The sequence below is a fragment of the Nocardia sp. NPDC004340 genome, from assembly GCF_053602575.1.
The window spans coordinates 223262-240115 of record NZ_JBSGDW010000003.1; the positions used below are offsets into that span (position 1 = coordinate 223262).

General features: G+C 71.3%; 3 protein-coding genes. All 3 read right to left on the reverse strand.

Going from position 1 to position 16854, the window contains the following annotated elements:
* Positions 1 to 100: 100 nt before the first annotated feature.
* The 3 genes from ACWEOI_RS13135 to lnt all read right to left on the reverse strand — a co-directional run bounded on the left by ACWEOI_RS13135 (position 101) and on the right by lnt (position 16828).
* Complete coding sequence (locus tag ACWEOI_RS13135; protein WP_357085763.1) at positions 101 to 1093, reverse strand: ATP-binding cassette domain-containing protein; 993 nt, start codon at positions 1091 to 1093, stop codon at positions 101 to 103.
* Positions 1090 to 14763, reverse strand: coding sequence for an amino acid adenylation domain-containing protein (locus ACWEOI_RS13140; RefSeq protein WP_452359730.1), 13674 nt, complete (start codon positions 14761 to 14763; stop codon positions 1090 to 1092). Before ACWEOI_RS13140 ends, ACWEOI_RS13135 begins: the two co-directional genes overlap by 4 nt.
* Positions 14764 to 15175: 412 nt before the next feature.
* A complete protein-coding gene (gene lnt / locus ACWEOI_RS13145) occupies positions 15176 to 16828 on the reverse strand; it encodes an apolipoprotein N-acyltransferase (RefSeq protein WP_452360134.1) in 1653 nt (550 codons plus the stop codon).
* Positions 16829 to 16854: the final 26 nt, after the last annotated feature.

Sequence of the window (16854 nt, forward strand, 5' to 3'; positions counted from 1 at the left end):
AGGATGGCGGGCCCCTCACCGGCCGGGCGGACGTTCTGCTCCTCGGCGGTGGCCGCGGCTTCCTCGCCCGGAGGCGCTTCCGGGTCGGCGGGCAGGGTCGTCACGACAGGATCTCCTCTTGAACTGACTCGGTGGCGGGCACATCGATCTTGCGGTCGGCGGATTTGCCGGTGAGAGACAGGAATACGTCGTCGAGGCTGGGGCGGTGCACGGTCGCGTCGAGCACGTGCACCCCGACGTCGTCGAGCCGGCGCAGCGCCTCGACCATGGTGCGGGTGCCGTCGCTCACCACCACGGTCAGCCCGTCGGTGGACTCGTCGTACTCGGGTTCGCCGATGCCGACCCCGGCCAGCACACGGCGGGCGGGGGCGGGATCCTGCCCGGCGGCCAGGGTGACGGTGAGTTTGTCGCCGCCGATGGAGGTCTTGAGTTCGTCGGCCGAGCCGCGGGCGATGACCCGCCCGCGGTCGATGACGGTGATGCGGTCGGCCAGCAGGTCGGCCTCTTCCAGGTACTGGGTGGTGAGCAGCACGGTGGTGCCGTCGTCGACGAGTTCGCCGATGACGCGCCACATGTCCAGTCGCCCACGGGGATCCAGCCCGGTGGTGGGCTCGTCGAGCACCACCACCGGAGGTCTGCACACCAGCGCCCCGGCGAGGTCGAGGCGCCGCGCCATACCGCCGGAGTAGGTGCCGGCCCGCCGCCCGGCCGCGTGGTCGAGCCCCAGCGCCGATAAGAGCTCGGTGGCGCGGTCGGTGGCCTTCTTGTGGTTCATACCGTACAGCCGGGCCACCATGCGCAGGTTCTCGAAGCCGGACAGATTGGCGTCGATGGCCGCGTACTGGCCCGACAGACCGATCCGGGTGCGGGCGCGCGCCGGATGCTTCAGCACGTCGACGCCCGCCACCTGCACCGTGCCGGAGCTCGGGCGCAGCAGGGTGGTGACGATCCGCACGGTGGTTGTCTTGCCCGCACCGTTGGGCCCGAGCAGTCCCATCACGGTGCCGCTCGGGATCGCCAGATCGATCCCGTCCAGCACCCGGACCTTGCCGTAATACTTCACCAGCCCTTGGACTTCCACGGCCAGACTCATCGCGTACCCTCCCGCCGGGCTTCGATCTCCGCCAGCTGATCCCGCAGCACCGGCCCGATGACGGCGAGGGATTCCGGCGTGGTCATGCCGGCGTGCGTGCAGCGCACCAGCTGGTCGTGCACCATGCCGGTGACGTGGGGTTGCCAGGCCGCGGCGCAGCGCGCCGGGTCCGCCCGGTTGATCTCGTCGTCGGCGGCGGTGAAGAACACCAGGTCGCCGTCGAAGACCCGCGGCCGGAAGCCGTGCGCCTGGGCCGTGCCATTCTCGTAACCGGTGTAGAGCCGTTCCAGGTGTTCGATCGTGAGTGCCGCGAACGGCCCGGAGCGACCGCGCAGCAGTTCGGCGGCCTCCTGCAGGGTCAGGCGCGGATCGATGTCGGCGTCACCGCCGAGCAGGTCGGATCCGAATTCGGCGATGATCGACGCCACCGACGGCATGGCCTGCTCGAGCCACCGGTCCGAGAGCTGGTAGCTGTCCATCATGCCGAGCAGCGCCACCTCGTCGCCGCCCTCCTGCAGCTGCACCGCCACCTCGTGGGCGATGAGTCCGCCCAGCGACCAGCCCAGCACGTGGTACGGACCTTCCGGCTGCACCGATTTCATGTGCGCCACATAGTATTTCGCGGCTTCGGCGATGGTCCGGTGGCTTTCCTCGCCCGCCACGTGCGGCGCCTGCAGGCCGTACACCGGCCGTTCGGGTGGCAGGTGCGACAGCAGTCCGGCGAAGCACCAGGACAGGCCGATCGCCGGATGCACGCAGAACAGCGGCGGCACCGTCGAATCCGTGCTCGGGCGCAGCGGCAGCACCGCGCCGAGCGCCGCGGTCAGCGCCGCCCCGACATCGCCGTCGGCCGAGGACAGGCGGGCGGCGATGGCGGCGGGCGTGGATTCGCCGAACATGGCCTGCACGGGCAGGTCGATCCCGGCGGCCCGCAACTGCGCGACCACCTTGGTGGCCAGCAGCGAGTTGCCGCCCAGTTCGAAGAACCCGTCGTCCACGCCGACCTGGCGTTCCTCGCCGAGGCCGAGCACGTCCGCGAACGCCGCGCACAGGGCGGCCTCGATCGGACCGGTCGGCGCCCGGTAGCCCTCGCGGGCCGCGAACACCGGTGTCGGCAACGCCTTCCGGTCGAGCTTGCCGACCGGCGACAGCGGCACCCGGTCCAGCAACATGATCGACTGCGGCACCATGTAGTTGGGCACCACGGTGGCCATGTACGCGGTGAGTTCGGCCGGGGTGGGCGCGGTGCCGGTGCGCGGCTTCACGTACGCCACCAAAGCGGTGGACCCGGCCGGGGTGCGGTGGCCGATGGTGGTCGCGAACTCCACCGCCGGATGCTTGGCCAGCGCCGCGTCGATCTCGCCGAGCTCGATGCGGAAGCCGCGGATCTTGACCTGGTGGTCGGTGCGGCCCACATAGTCCAGATCCCGTGCGCTGCCGTCGCGTTCGAGCCAGCGGACCAGGTCGCCGGTGCGGTACATGCGGGCGCCCGGCTTGCCGAACGGGTTGGCCACGAACCGCTGCGCGGTCAGGCCCGGGCGGCGCAGGTAGCCGCGGGCCAGGGCCGCGCCCGCCAGGTGCAGTTCACCGGTGACCCCGGCCGGGGCCGGGTGCAGGCGCGTGTCCAGGACGGTCGCGCCGACACCGCGGATGGGCCCGCCGATGGTGATCTGCCCGCCGGGCGTCAAGGGCTGCGAGATCACCGTCACGATGGTGGTTTCCGTCGGCCCGTACACGTTGTAGAGCTTGCGGCCGGAAGCCCACCGGGTGACCAGGTCCGGCGGCAGCGCCTCGCCGCCGACCAGCACGTGGCGCATCGCGGTCACGGCCGACGGGTCGACGGTGCCCAGCGCCGAGGTGGTGATGAAGGCGTGGGTGATGCCCTCGTCGACGAACACCTTCCCCAGCTCCTCGCCGCCGACCACGCCGGGCGGGGTGATGACGAGGGTCGCGGCGCCGCCGAGCGCGAACAGCAGGTCGAGCATGGCGGCGTCGAAACTCGGTGTGGCGAAGTGCAGCACGCGGCAGCCGGGTCCGACGTCGAACCGCTGCGCGGTCTCGGCGGCGAAGTTGGACAGGCCGCCGTGGGTGACGACCACGCCCTTCGGGATACCCGTGGACCCGGAGGTGTAGATGACGTACGCCGGGTTGTCCATGCGCAGCGGCGAGATCCGCTCGCTGTCGCGGATGGGCGCGTCGGAGGTGGCCAGCACGCGACGCCGGAACGACGGCGCGTCCAGCACGGTCCAGTTGGCGCCGTCGGGCATGCGCTCGCGGTGGGTGGACAGGGTGATGCCCACGGCCGCACCGGAATCCAGCAGCATGTGGCTGATCCGCTGCTCCGGGTACCCGGGGTCGACGGGCACGAAGGCGGCGCCGGCCTTGGCGATGGCGAGGGTCACCGCCACCGATTCGGCCGACCGCGGAATGCCCATGGCGACCAGCGTTTCCGGCCCGACGCCGTAACCGATCAGGACCCGGGCGAGCCGGTTGGTCCAGCGGTCGAGGGCGTCGTAGGAGATCTGGGTGCCCGCCGAGCGGACCGCGATGGCGGCCCGGTTCAGGTTGGCGGCGGCCTCGAACACCTCCGGGAAGGTGATCGGCAGACCGGGTTCCGCGCCGCGCACCGGCGCGAGGTCCGTCCATTCGGTGGTGTCGAGCAGGTCGAGATCGCCGATCGCGGTGGCCGGGTGCCCGGCGGCCGCGCCGAGCAGCCGCACGAACCGCTGGGCCAGTCCCTGGGCGGTGTCCTCGTCGAACAGGTCGGCGGCGTAGTTGACCGAGACGGTGATGCCGTCGGGTTCGCGTGCCGCGGTCCAGGATTCGGTGAGGGTGAACTGCAGGTCGAACTTGGCGATGCCGGGGTCGGCGTCGTCGGCCTCGATCCGCAGGCCCGGCAGTTCGAGCACCCGGACGGGCTGGTTCTGCACCGACAGCATCACCTGGAACATCGGGTGATGGGCCTGCGAGCGGACCGGGTTGAGCACCTCGACCAGCCGCTCGAACGGCACGTCGGCGTGCGCGAAGGCTTCCAGGTCGGTGTCGCGGACCCTGCGCAGCAGATCGGCGAAGCTGACGCCGCCGTCGATGCCGGTGCGCAACACCAGGGTTCCGACGAACATGCCGACCAGCCGGTCCAGCGCGGGGTGGCCGCGCCCGGCGATGGGCGTGCCCACGGCGATGTCGTCGGCGGCGGTCAGTCGATGCAACAGTGCCGCGAGCGCCGCGTGCAGCACCATGAACATGGTGACGCCGTGCTCGGCTGCCAGCTCCTGCAATTCGCGGTGGGTGAACGAGTCCAGCGCGCATTCCACCGTGCCGCCGCGATAGGTCGGGGCGGGCGGGCGCGGGCGGTCCGACGGCACCGCGAGCAGCTCGGGCAGACCGTCCAGGGCGCGCCGCCAGTAGTCGAGCTGGCCGCTGATCACCGATTCCGGATCGTCCTCGCCGCCCAGCACATCCTGCTGCCACAGCGTGTAATCGGCGTACTGGATGGGCAGTTCGGGCCATTCGGGGGCCTGCTTGGCGACGTGCGCCCGGTAGGCGGCGGCCACGTCGGCGGCGAGCGGTTGCAGCGACCAGCCGTCCATGGCGATGTGGTGCACGACCAGCACCAGCACGTGCTCGGTCCGGTCGCCCGGCAGCCGCAGCAGGGCCGCGCGCAGCGGCACGCTGGTGGCCAGGTCGAACCCGCCGGCGGTGACGCGGCGGATCTCGCCCGGCACCTCGGCCTCGGTCACGGACCGGATCGGCAGCCCGACGGAGGCGTCACCCGGTTCCAGGATCTGCTGGCAGGGTTCGCCGTCGATCTCGGGGAACACGGTGCGCAGGGTCTCGTGCCGTTCCTGCACCTCGTGCAGGGCCGCGCGCAGTGCCGCGACGTTCAGTTCGCCGTGCAGGCGCAGGGCGACCGGAACGTTGTAGGCGCCCAGTGCTTCCCCGTTCTCCCCGGAGGCGTTGAACTTCTCCAGGAACCACAGCCGTCGCTGCGCCGCGGAGAGCGGGATCCGCTCGGGCCGGGTGCGCCGGCGCGGTTCCGGGCGCAGGTCGTCCGAGGCGGAACCGGCGTCCAGCGCGGCCGCGAGCCCGGCCACGGTCGGGGTGGCGAACACGGCCCGCACCTCGAGCCGCACCCCGGTGGCGGTGGCCAGCCGGGCCACCAATTGGGTGGCCAGCAGCGAGTTTCCGCCGACCTCGAAGAAGCTGTCGTCCGCGCCGACCCCCGGCGCGCCGACCAGTTCCCCGATCACCTCCGCGACCAGGCGCTCGGTGTCGGTCTCCGGTGCGCGCGAGACCGAGGCGAGCAGCGCCGCGGGCGGCGGCAGCGCGTCACGGTCCAGCTTGCCGACCGGGGTGAGCGGAATGTGGTCGAGCACGGTGAGCGAACTCGGAACCATGTGCGCGGGCAGATGTCCGGCGCAGTGGCCGCGCAGCTGCTCGAGGTCGGGCGTGCCGCCGTCGGCGGGCAGCACGAACGACACGATGCGCCGCACGCCCGCGATCTCGCGGACCTCGGTGTGCGCGAAGCGGATCGCGGGATGCGCGGTGAGCACGCCGTCGATCTCGCCGAGTTCGATGCGGAAACCGCGCACCTTCACCTGGTGGTCGGTGCGGCCCAGGTAGACGATGTCGCCGTCGGCGCTCCAGCGCACCACGTCACCGGTGCGGTAGACCCGCGACCCGGGCGGGCCGTACGGGTCGGCCACGAAGCGGGCCGCGGTCAGCTCGAACCGTTCGAAATAGCCGCGCGCGCCACCCTGTCCGCCGAGGTACAGCTCGCCGGGGACGCCGACCGGGACCGGCCGCAGGCGTTCGTCGAGAACCAGCGCCCGCGCGCCGCGCACCAGCTTACCGATGGTGACCGGCTCCCCGACCGCGAGCGGCCCGGCGATGGTGATGACGACAGTGGTCTCGGTGGGCCCGTAGCCGTTGAACATCATGCGGCCGGGAGCCCAGCGCGCCACCAGTTCCGGACCGCAGGCCTCGCCGCCGACCATGACCGACCGCAGGTGCGGCAGCGGCCAGCGCTCGCGGTCGATGGTGGCCAGCGCGGCCGGGGTCATGAAGGTGTGGCTGACCTGTTCGCGGTCCATGAGCGAGGCCAGTTCGTCGCCGCCGTACACGTCGGGCGGGACGATGATCATGGTCGCGCCGGAGCCGACCGCCAGCAGCAGGTCGAAGATGGCGGCGTCGAAGCTCGGGGACGCGAAATGCATGGCCCGCGAGTCCCGTTCGACCCGCATGCGCTCGCGGATCTCGTCGGCGAAGTTGGACAGGCCGCCGTGGGTGACGGCCACGCCCTTGGGTTTTCCGGTCGAACCGGAGGTGTAGATGATGTAGGCGAGGTCCACCGTCCACAGGGTGGCGGTGCGCTCGGCGTCGGTGATCGCGGTCTCGTCGAGCACCTCCAGAACTTCGAGCAGCTCGTGGTCGTCGAGCAGCAGCCAGTCCACCGGGTGCTCCCCGGCGGCGGCGTGCAGCGCGTCCGCGTGCTCGGTCATGCTGATCCCGACCCGGCAACCGGAGTCGGTCAGCATGTGCCGCACCCGATCCGCCGGATAGTTCGGGTCCACCGGCACGAACGCGGCGCCGCACTTCGCGACGGACAGGGCCGCCAGCACCGATTCCACCGAGCGGGTCAGGCCGAGCGCCACCCGGTCGCCGGGGCCCAGGCCGCGGTCGATCAGGGCCCGCGCCAGGCGGTTCGAGTAGATGTCGGCTTCGCGGTAGGTCAGTTCGGTCTCGTCGAGGCGCAGGAACACCCGGTCCGCGTGGAGGTGCGCGGTGGCCGCGAAGTAGGCGGCCAGACTGCACTGCGGTTCGGGCACCGGACCCCAGGCCGGGGTGAACATCTCGCGCTCGAGTTCGGTGCGCGCGTCGATGTCGCGGACCCGCACCCGCGCGTCGCCGGTGACGGTCTCGAACACCCGGACCAGGCGTTCGGCCAGGACGGTCACCGTCTGCTGCTCGAACAGCTCGGCGGCGTAGACGAATTCGAAGACACGTGCGTCGGCGGCGAGGCCGGGCAGCACCCGCAGTTCGAGGTCGAACTTGGCCAGCGCGATGTCGAGTTCCTCGGCGTGCAGCGACAGGCCGGGCAGCCGCAGCACAGGCGCCGGGGTGTCCTGCACGCTCAGCGCCACCTGCAGCAGCGGGCTGGCGCCGAACCGGCGGTGCCGGTCCTCGCCGGACTGCAGTTCCTCCACGACCCGCTCGTAGGGCACCTCGGCGTTGGCCATGGCGGCCAGTTCGGTGTCGCGGTCGGTCTGCAGCAGTTCGGCGAAGGTGCGGTCGGGGTCCACGTCCGAACGCAGGATCAGCGTGTTGACGAACATGCCGACCAGGTCGTCGAGGCGGGTGTCGGAGCGCCCGGCGACCGGGGTGCCGATGACGATGTCGCGGCCGCCGGTGACCACCCGCAGCATGACGGCCAGGGTGGAGCGCAGCACCATGAACAGGCTGACGCCGTTGGCTCGCGCGACCTCGGTGAGCCTGCGCTGCAAGGCTTCCGGCACCTCGAACCGCACCGTCCCGGCCCGCCCGGTGGGTTCGGCCGGACGTGGACGGTCGTAGGGCAACGGCAGTTCCTCGGGCAGGTCCGCGAGTGCGGCGCGCCAGTAGGCGAGCTGCGCGGCGGCGGCGCTCTCGGCGTCGGTGTCGGCGCCGAGGATGTCGCGCTGCCACAGGCTGAAGTCGGCGTACTGCACCGGCAGCGGCGTCCACGCGGGGGCCACGCCGCCGTGGCGGGCGGCGTAGGCGATGGCCAGGTCCTGGGTCAGCGGACCCAGCGACCACCCGTCGGCGGCGATGTGGTGCAGCGCGATGCCGAGCAGGTGCCGGCGGGTTCCGGTGCGCAGCAACGCCATCCGCAGCGGGATCTCGTGCGCCAGGTCGAAGCCGCGCCGGGCCAGCGAGCGCAGCGCCTTGCGGGCGCCGACATCGTCGGTCTCGACGACCTCGGGCACCGGCAGGCAGCCCGCGGTGCCGAGGACGACCTGGTAGGCGCCCTGCTCGTCCTCGGGGAAGACGGTGCGCAGCACCTCGTGGCGTTCCACCACGTCGGCCAGGGCGGCCCGCAGCGCGTCGATGTCCGGATCGCCATCGATCCGCAGCACGAATGCGATGTTGTAAGCACTGGATTCCGGGGAATATCTGTTGAGGAACCACAGTCGCTGTTGCGGCAGCGACAGTGGTACGCGTTCCGGGCGCGGCGAGTGCACAGCCAGCGCGACACGCTGCGCCCGGGGCGCTTCCGCCAGACGCACGGCCACCCCGGCCACGGTGGGCGACTCGAAGATGTCGCGCACCGGCAGCTCCACCCCGAATTCGGCGTGCAGCGCCGCGGTGAGGCGGGTCGCCAGCAGCGAGTTACCGCCGATCTCGAAGAAGTTGTCGTCCGCGCCGGGCGCGATCCCGCCCAGGATCGAGCCGAACACGAGCGCGACCTGCTGTTCCAGTTCGGTTTCGGGGGCGCGGGAGGCCGCGGCGGCCATGAACTCGGGCGCGGGCAGCGCCTTGCGGTCCAGCTTGCCCGACGGGGTGACGGGCATGGCGTCGAGCACGGTCAGCGCCGAAGGCACCATGTAGCCGGGCAGTCGTCCGCGCGCGGTGTCGAGCACCCGGGCCGCGTCGACGGCGATGTCGGCGGTGAGATAGGAGACCAGGCGCGGGATTCCGCGCTCGTCGTGGTGGACCAGGGTGAGCGCGAACGTGACCCCCGGGTGCGCGGCCAGCACGTGGTCGATCTCGGCGAGTTCGATGCGGAAGCCGCGGATCTTGATCTGGTCGTCGGCGCGGCCCAGGAAGCGCAGCTGCCCGGCGCCGTCGGCGACCACCAGATCGCCGGTGCGGTACATGCGTTCGCCGCGGCGGCCGTGCGGGTTGGCCGGGAAGCGTTGCGAGGTCAGGGCGTGCCGGCCCAGATAGCCGCGCGCCAGGCCGGGCCCGGACAGGTACAGCTCGCCCGCCACGCCCGGCGGCACCGGGTGCAGGCGGCCGTCGAGCACGAACAGCCGCATCCCGCGCACGGGCAGGCCGATCGGCACCGGCTGCCCGGCCACCATGGGTCCGGTGGCGGTGGCGGCGACGGTGGCCTCGGACGGGCCGTACATATTGTGCATGCGCCGGGCGGGCTGCCCGGGCCGCGATTCCGGTGCGGTCCACACCGTCACCAGGTCCTCGGGGCAGGCCTCGCCACCGACGATGACGGCTTCCAGCTCGGGCAGGTCGCCGGCGGGCACGGTGCCCAGGGCGGCGGGGGTGACGAACGCGTGCGTCACGTGCTCTTCGCGCAGGATGCGCGCGAGCTCCTCACCGCCGAAGACGCCCGCGGGCACGACCACGATGGTGGCCCCGGCCGCGAACCCGAGCAGCAGCTCCAGCACCGAGGCGTCGAAGCTGGGTGACGAGAAGTGCAGGGTGCGAGCCGAATCGGTGACCTTGAACAGATGCATCTGCTCGTGCGCCAGCGAGGCGATGCCCGCGTTGGTGACCACCACGGCCTTGGGCTTGCCGGTGGAGCCGGAGGTGTAGATGAGGTAGGCCGGGCCGGCGGTGCGCAGCGCGTGGTGGCGTTCGACGTCGGTGACCGCGGTGTCGGGGAACTGCGCGCATTCCGCGCCGAGCTGTTCGGAGCCGAGCAGCAGCCAGTCCACGTAGCTCTTGCGGTGCCGTCCCCGGTTGCCGGGCCAGGTGGTCGGCATGTCCGGTCGCCGTTCGGCATTGGTGATGCCGAGCATGGCCCCGGAGTCGGCGAGCATGTGGGCGATGCGGTCCGACGGGTAGTCGGGGTCGATGGGCACGTAGGCGGCGCCGGTCTTGGCGACCGACCACACCGCGAGGATGCTGTCGAGGCTGCGCGGCAGCGCGACGGCGACGACCACCTCGGGCCCGGCGCCGTGTTCGATCAGCACCCGCGCCAAGCGGTTCGAGCGTTCGTCGAGTTCGCGGTAGCTGGTGTCCTCGCCCAGGTAGCGCACGGCCACCGCGTCGGGGACGCGTTCGGCGGTGTCGGTGAGCAGCCGGGCCAGGGTGGTGGCGGGTTCGCCGGGCGCACCCATGATGGGCACCAGTTTCGCGGTCTCGCGCACGTCCAGCAGCGGCAGATCGCCGACCGGCAGTGCGGGCTCGGTGACCGCGGCGGCCAGCAACGCGCCGAAGCGGCGGGCGATGGCCGCGACCGTGGCGTGGTCGAAAACATCTGCGGCGTAACCGAACTCGGCCGACAGCCCGGCGTCCTCGGCCGGGGTCCCGGACGGCTCGTGCACGGTCAGCTGCAGGTCGAACTTGGCGACGTCGGTGGCCATCGGCACCACTTCGCTGTCCACGCCGGGCAGGTCGACCCGCGTCTCGGGGCCGTTGTCGTAGGACAGCATGACCTGGAACAGCGGGTGCCGCGACGCGGATCGCTCCGGGTTGACCACCTCCACGAGCCGCTCGAACGGCACGTCGGCGTTGGCGAAGGCGTTGAGGTCGGTGTCGCGGACCTCGGTGAGCATGCGGTCGAATCCGGCGGCCGGATCGACCCGGGTGCGCAGCACCAGGGTGTTGACGAACATGCCGACCAGGTCGTCGAGCGCGGGGTCGCTGCGCCCGGCGATCGGGGTGCCGATGGCGATGTCGGCGGTGTTGCACAGGCGCGAGAGCACCACGGCCAGCGCGGCATGCAGCACCATGAACGTGCTGACTCCGCGGTCGTGGGCCACGGTGGCCAGGGCGCGGCGGACCTCGGCGGGGATGGTGAATTCGACGGTCCCGCCGTCGGTCGAGCGCTGCCGCGGACGCGGGCGGTCCAGGGGCAGGTCCAGCTGGTCGGGCAGGTCGGCGAGGGCGGCACGCCAATAGGCCAGCTGCCGGGCCAGGGCGCTGGCCGGGTCGGTCTCGTCACCGAGCAGTTCCCGTTGCCACAGCGCGAAATCGGCGTACTGCACCGGCAGCGGCGTCCACACCGGGGCCTCGCCCTGGGCGCGGGCGGCGACCGCGGTCATCAGGTCCTTGGTCAGCGGGTCGATCGACCAGCCGTCACCGCTGATGTGGTGCAGCACCACCAGCAACAGGTGGGTGTCGGGGCCGGTGCGGTACAACGCCACCCGCACGGGGGCCTGACTGCGCAGATCGAAACCGTACCCGGCGAATTCGGTGGCCAGCGCGACGGCGTCGGCGTCCACGGTGGCGTCGATCGGATCGAGGGTGAGCGGGATCTCGGCGGCCGGGTGGATGAGCTGGCAGGGCCCGTCGGGGGTGTCGGGGAAGGTGGTGCGCAGGCTCTCGTGCCGTTCCAGCACGTCCAGCAGTCCGGCGCGCAGAGCCGGAATGTCCAGCGGCCCGGTCAGTTTCACCGCGAACGGCATGTTGTAGGCGGCCGCGTGCTCGGCGAACCGGTTGAGGATCCACAGCCGCTGCTGGGCCAGGGACAGCGGAATCTGCTGCGGCCGCGGCCCGGCCGTCAGCAGCGGTTCGGGGCGCGCGGTCCCGTCGAGCTGCGCGGCGGAGAGCCGGGCGGCGAGCGCGGCCACGGTGGAGGTTTCGAACAGGTCGCGAATGGTGAGCGAGACGCCGAGCGCCGCATTGACGCGCGCCATGGCGCGGGCCGCGGTCAGCGAGTTGCCGCCCAGGTCGAAGAAGCTGTCCTGGACGTCGAGTTCGTCGGTGCCGAGCACCTCGGCGAAGATGCCGAGCAGCTGGCGTTCCATATCGGTGCTGGGCTCGGCCGCGGGCCGGTCGGGGCGTCGGGCCCCCGCGTCCGGCTCGGGCAGGGCCTTGCGATCCACTTTGCCGTTGGCGCTCAACGGTAGTTCGTCGAGGACCATCACGACCGAGGGCACCATATAGCCGGGCAGGGTGCGGCGCAGCCCGGCGGTGAGCTCGATGGGGTCCAGCACCTCGACGCCGGGACCGGCGACCGCGTAGCCGACCAGCTCGTCGCCGCCGCGGCCGCGGCGGGCCACGCACACCGCGCGCGCGACGCGGGGGTCGGCGAGCAGGGCGGCCTCGATCTCGCCGAGTTCGATGCGCAGGCCGCGCACCTTGACCTGGAAGTCGCTGCGGCCCAGGTACTCCAGTACGCCGGAGCTGCCGTTGCCCCGCCAGCGCACCAGGTCACCGGTGCGGTACATGCGGGCGCCGGGGGTGAAGGGGTTGGCCACGAACCGGTCGCCGGTGAGGGCGGCGCGGCCCAGGTACCCGCGGGCCAGCTGTACGCCCGCCAGGTAGAGCTCGCCGACCACGCCGGGGGCGACGGGCTGCAGGCGGGCATCGAGGACATAGGTGCGGGTGTTCCAGACGGGCGCGCCGATCGGGACGTCGGTGGCGCCGGGCGCGCAGTGCCAGGCGGTGACGTCGACGGCGGCCTCGGTGGGCCCGTAGAGGTTGTGCAGTTGCGGCGCTTCGGGTCCGGTGCCCAGGGCGGCGTGGAATTCGGCGACGGTGGCGGCGGGCAGCGCCTCACCACTGCAGAACACCCGCTCCAGGCCGGTGCAGCCGCTCACCTCGGTGTCGGTGAGGAACACCGACAGCATGGACGGCACGAAGTGCGCCGTGGTGACGCCCTTCTCGGCGATGACGTGGGCCAGGTAGGCCGGATCGCGGTGCCCGTCGGGGGCGGCGATGACCAGACGGGCGCCGATCTGCAAGGGCCAGAAGAACTCCCACACCGACACGTCGAAGGTGGCGGGCGTCTTCTGCAGCACGACGTCGGAGGGGTCGAGCGGGTAGGCGTGCTGCATCCAGCGCAGCCGGTTCACGATGGCGGCGTGGCTGACGCCGACGCCCTTGGGCTTGCCGGTGGAGCCGGAGGTGAAGATGACGTACGCCAGGTGGTCGGCACGCAGCGGCCCGGTGCGATCGGCATCGGTGACCAGGCGGCCGGAGTGCGCGGACAGATCGGCGGTGTCGATGTCGAATCGCGGTGCGAGATCGGGCAGTTCGATGCCGTCGGCGGCGGTGGTGAGCACGCACAGCGGCCGTCCCTGTTCGAGGACGGCGGCGATGCGGTCGGCCGGGTGGTCGGAATCGATGGGCAGGTAGGCCGCGCCCGCCTTGATGACGGCGTACATGCCGACCAGCAGGTCGAGGCTGCGGCGCATGGCCAGGCCGACGAGGGTGTCGGGACCCGCGCCGCGCGCGACGAGTTCGCGGGCGAGGCGGTTGGCGCGCTCGTCGAGGGCGCCGTAGGTGAGGGTCTCGCCCTCGAAGTCCAGCGCGATCCGGTCGGCGGACATGGCCGCCCGGTCGGCGAACAGCCCGGCCAGGGTGCCCTCCTGGCGGGCGACCTCGGTCGAATTCCATTCGTGCAGGACCTGTTCGCGTTCCCCGTCGGTGAGCACCGGCATGTCCACGACCACGGATTCGGGTGCGGCGGAGACGAATCGGCCCAGATAGTCCAGGAACCGGCCGTGGTGCATGGACAGTTCGGTGTCGCCGTAGAGGCGCGGGTTGGCCTCGAAGTCGATGTGGGTGCGGTCGCCCAGGCCGTTGTAGAGGTTGATGGAGAGGTCCTCGACCGGGCCGGTGGACAGCACGTTGATCGAGCCCATCAGGCTGCCGAACTTCAGCTCGCTGTGGAAGAGCATGAGGTTGACCATGGGCCCGAAGAAGCCGCGCGAATCGCGCGAATAGCCACAGTCGCGGCGGATGTCGTCGCTGCGGTAGCGCTGGTGACGCAGCGCGCCGGTGATCTGCAGTTCGACCGCGCGCACGGTGTCGGCGACGGTCTCGGTGCCGGTGAACTGCATGCGGATGGGCACCACGTTCGACACCACACCGGCCGAACGCCGCAGCGCCACCGTGGTGCGCGCGGAGACGGGCAGGCTGAGCACCACGTCCTGGGTGCCGGTGACCGCGCGCACGTAACCCGCCAGGGCGGCGACGAACAGCGCGGAGGAGTTGGAGCCGAACGCGGTGGCGGCCGCCTCGATACCGGCCTCGACCTCGGGGGTGAGCACGGCGGTGGCGCTGCGCCGTCCGGCGTCGGAGATCGGGGCCACGGTGCCGTTGGCGGACAACGTGAGTGGTTCGCCGACGCCGGCGAGCTGGGCGCGCCAGTAGTCGCCGTCGGAGACGAAGCGGGTGGTGTCGCGGTAGCGGTTCTCGTCGCCGTAGATGGTGGCCAGCGGCGTGGCGCGGGAGACCGTCGGTTCGGTGTGGTCCTCGAGCGCGGTGTAGATCTCGGCGGCGCGGGTGGTGGCGTTCATGGCGCCGTAGCCGTCGATCACGATGTGGTGGCCGCGGGTGTACCAGATCCAGTCGGCGTCGCCGATCTGGATCACCACGTTGGTGGTGAGCGGGTCGTGCTCGATGTCGATGGGCGAGCTGGCGTGCTCGTGCATCCAGGCCCGGGCCGCGGCGCGCGGGTCCGGCTCGCCGCGCAGGTCGACCCGGCCCCAGCCGGGGCGGCGCTCGAGGTCGACCACCTGGTGCGGGACGCCGTCGATCTCGAGCAGGCGGACGTGGCCGACCTCGCTCTCGGCGCCGAAGCGTTCGATGGCGTAGAGCAGGCGGCCGACGTCGAGGTCGCCGTGGATCTCGACGAACTGCGCGATGGTGAGGGGAATATCCGGCCTGATTCGCTGGGCGTACCAGAGGGCTGTCTGCGCTGGGGAGAGCACGAAAGGTTGGGCCGAGAATTCACCCGAAGAACATTGGTCGACACGGTCGGTGGCCAATGAACTCATCAAACACTCCGTTCTGACGCTGTAGACGCAACTCCCCGAGCCCCGAAAGAGTGATCACAAGGTCCTGGATGCCCGGCGTGCGCGCGCATGCGCGAGCCGTAGGACGTGATCCACGTCCTATGATTCGGAGCATCCCGCCGAGTGGATCGGTGGTGATCTCGAGTTGCCGCAACGAACAGCGTTGGCGGAACGCGGCATTAGTTCAGTTACCGAACAGCAAACCTCACACTATGCGTCCAGCTCGCATAATGGAACGGTTTTGATTCGGACCTATCGGGACATTCAACAAGCCCTGGCAAAGAACTGGCGAATCTCAGTCGCCGAGTACGGGAACGGCCCTCACACACGTGCCCGCGGTACCGCGCCGGATGAATTGTCCGGCCGTCCGGTTTGGTTATGACCGATTCAGATATCACCCGCGCGGGGTGCTATAACGCCTCCGGAACAGCGCGGCCGCTGTAGCAGCCGCGGCCAGAATACACACAACAGTCTCGGGCGTGGGGCCCAAACGGGACGCGAGTGTCGTGTTGTCCCGCAGCGGCAACGTCGCGACCAGCGCCGCCGGTTCGAACTGCGGCGTCTGCTGCTGGATCACGCCATCGGCGGTGATCATGGCGCTGACGCCGGTGGTCACCGACACCACCACCGCGCGGCCGTGCTCGACCGCGCGCACCCGCGACATGGCCAGCTGCTGATAGGTCATCTCGCTGCGGCCGAAGGTGGCGTTGTTGGACGGCACGGTGAGCAGTTGCGCGCCCGCGCGCACCGATTCCTCGAAGGCGCGGTCGAAGGTGACCTCGTAACAGGTGGCCACGCCGATGGCGACCGGGGCGCCGCCGCCCGCGGGCCGCACGTGGACCACGCCGTCGCCGGTGCCGGGCACGAAATAGCCCGCGCGGTCGGCGTATTCGGAGAAGTGGCGGAAGAACTCCCGGTAGGGCAGGTATTCGCCGAAGGGCTGGATGATCTTCTTGTCGTGCCGCTCGGCCGGGCCGGCATCGCCGTTCCACACGATGACCGAGTTGGTGGTGGTGCGGTCGGCGTTCACGAGCACCGCGCCCACCAGGATGGGGGCCTTCACCGCGACCGACGCCTGCGAGATCTCCTGCGCCGCATCGGCGTTGCGCAGCGGATCGATATCGGAGGAGTTCTCCGGCCAGATCACCACGTCCGGTTGCGGGGCCTTCCCGGCCGCGATGTCGCGGGCGAGTTCCTCGGTGCGCTTGACGTGATTGTCGAGAACCGCGCGGCGCTGGGCATTGAAGTCCAGGCCCAGGCGCGGCACGCTGCCCTGGATGGCGGCGACCGTGATCGGCCGGTTGCCGTCCTCCGGGCCGGGCAGCGCGGTCCGGAGGATCACTCCGGCGAGGGGAACTATAGCCACAAGCATTGCCGCAGCAACAATCCGGTTCCACGATGTGAGATGCGATGCTCCCCATCTGGGAGAATCCGATGTGGCCCCGGCCACTCCTCCGCTATCGCCGGCGCGGGCGGTGAGGCGACCCGGCAATCCCGCGGCGAGCGCGGCGAGTCCGGTGCCCGTGAGCGCCACCGCGAAACTCACCAGCGGCGCACCGCCCACCATCGCGTACGGCAGGTACCAGCCGTCGGCCTGACCGAAAGCCAGCTTCCCCCAGGGAAACCCGCCGAACGGGAAACTGGCGCGTCCCCATTCGGTGAGCGACCACACCGTCGCCACCCACAGCGGCCACCCCGGCAGGGTCGCCACCCACCGGGTCAGCAGCCCGAAAAGCCCGACATAGACGGCACATACCGCCGACAGGGCGAGCCACGGCGCGGGTCCGACATAGATCCCGGTCCACGGCAGGAGTGGCACGAAGAACGCAAGCCCCGCCACGTAGCCGTACCCGAATCCCGCACGCGCCCGGCCGGTTCCACGCACCACGAGCGTCAGGATCGCGATCCCGACCGGCGCGAGGAACCACAAGGTCCGCGGCGGGAAGCTCGCGTACAGCAGCAATCCGGCCACGACCGCCGCGAGGAGCCGCGCCGACCTCGGCCACCGCGTCGCCACCGCGGTGACCGCCGCGATCGACCTGCCCATCCGCGACTCCGGCGGCGCGGTGCCGT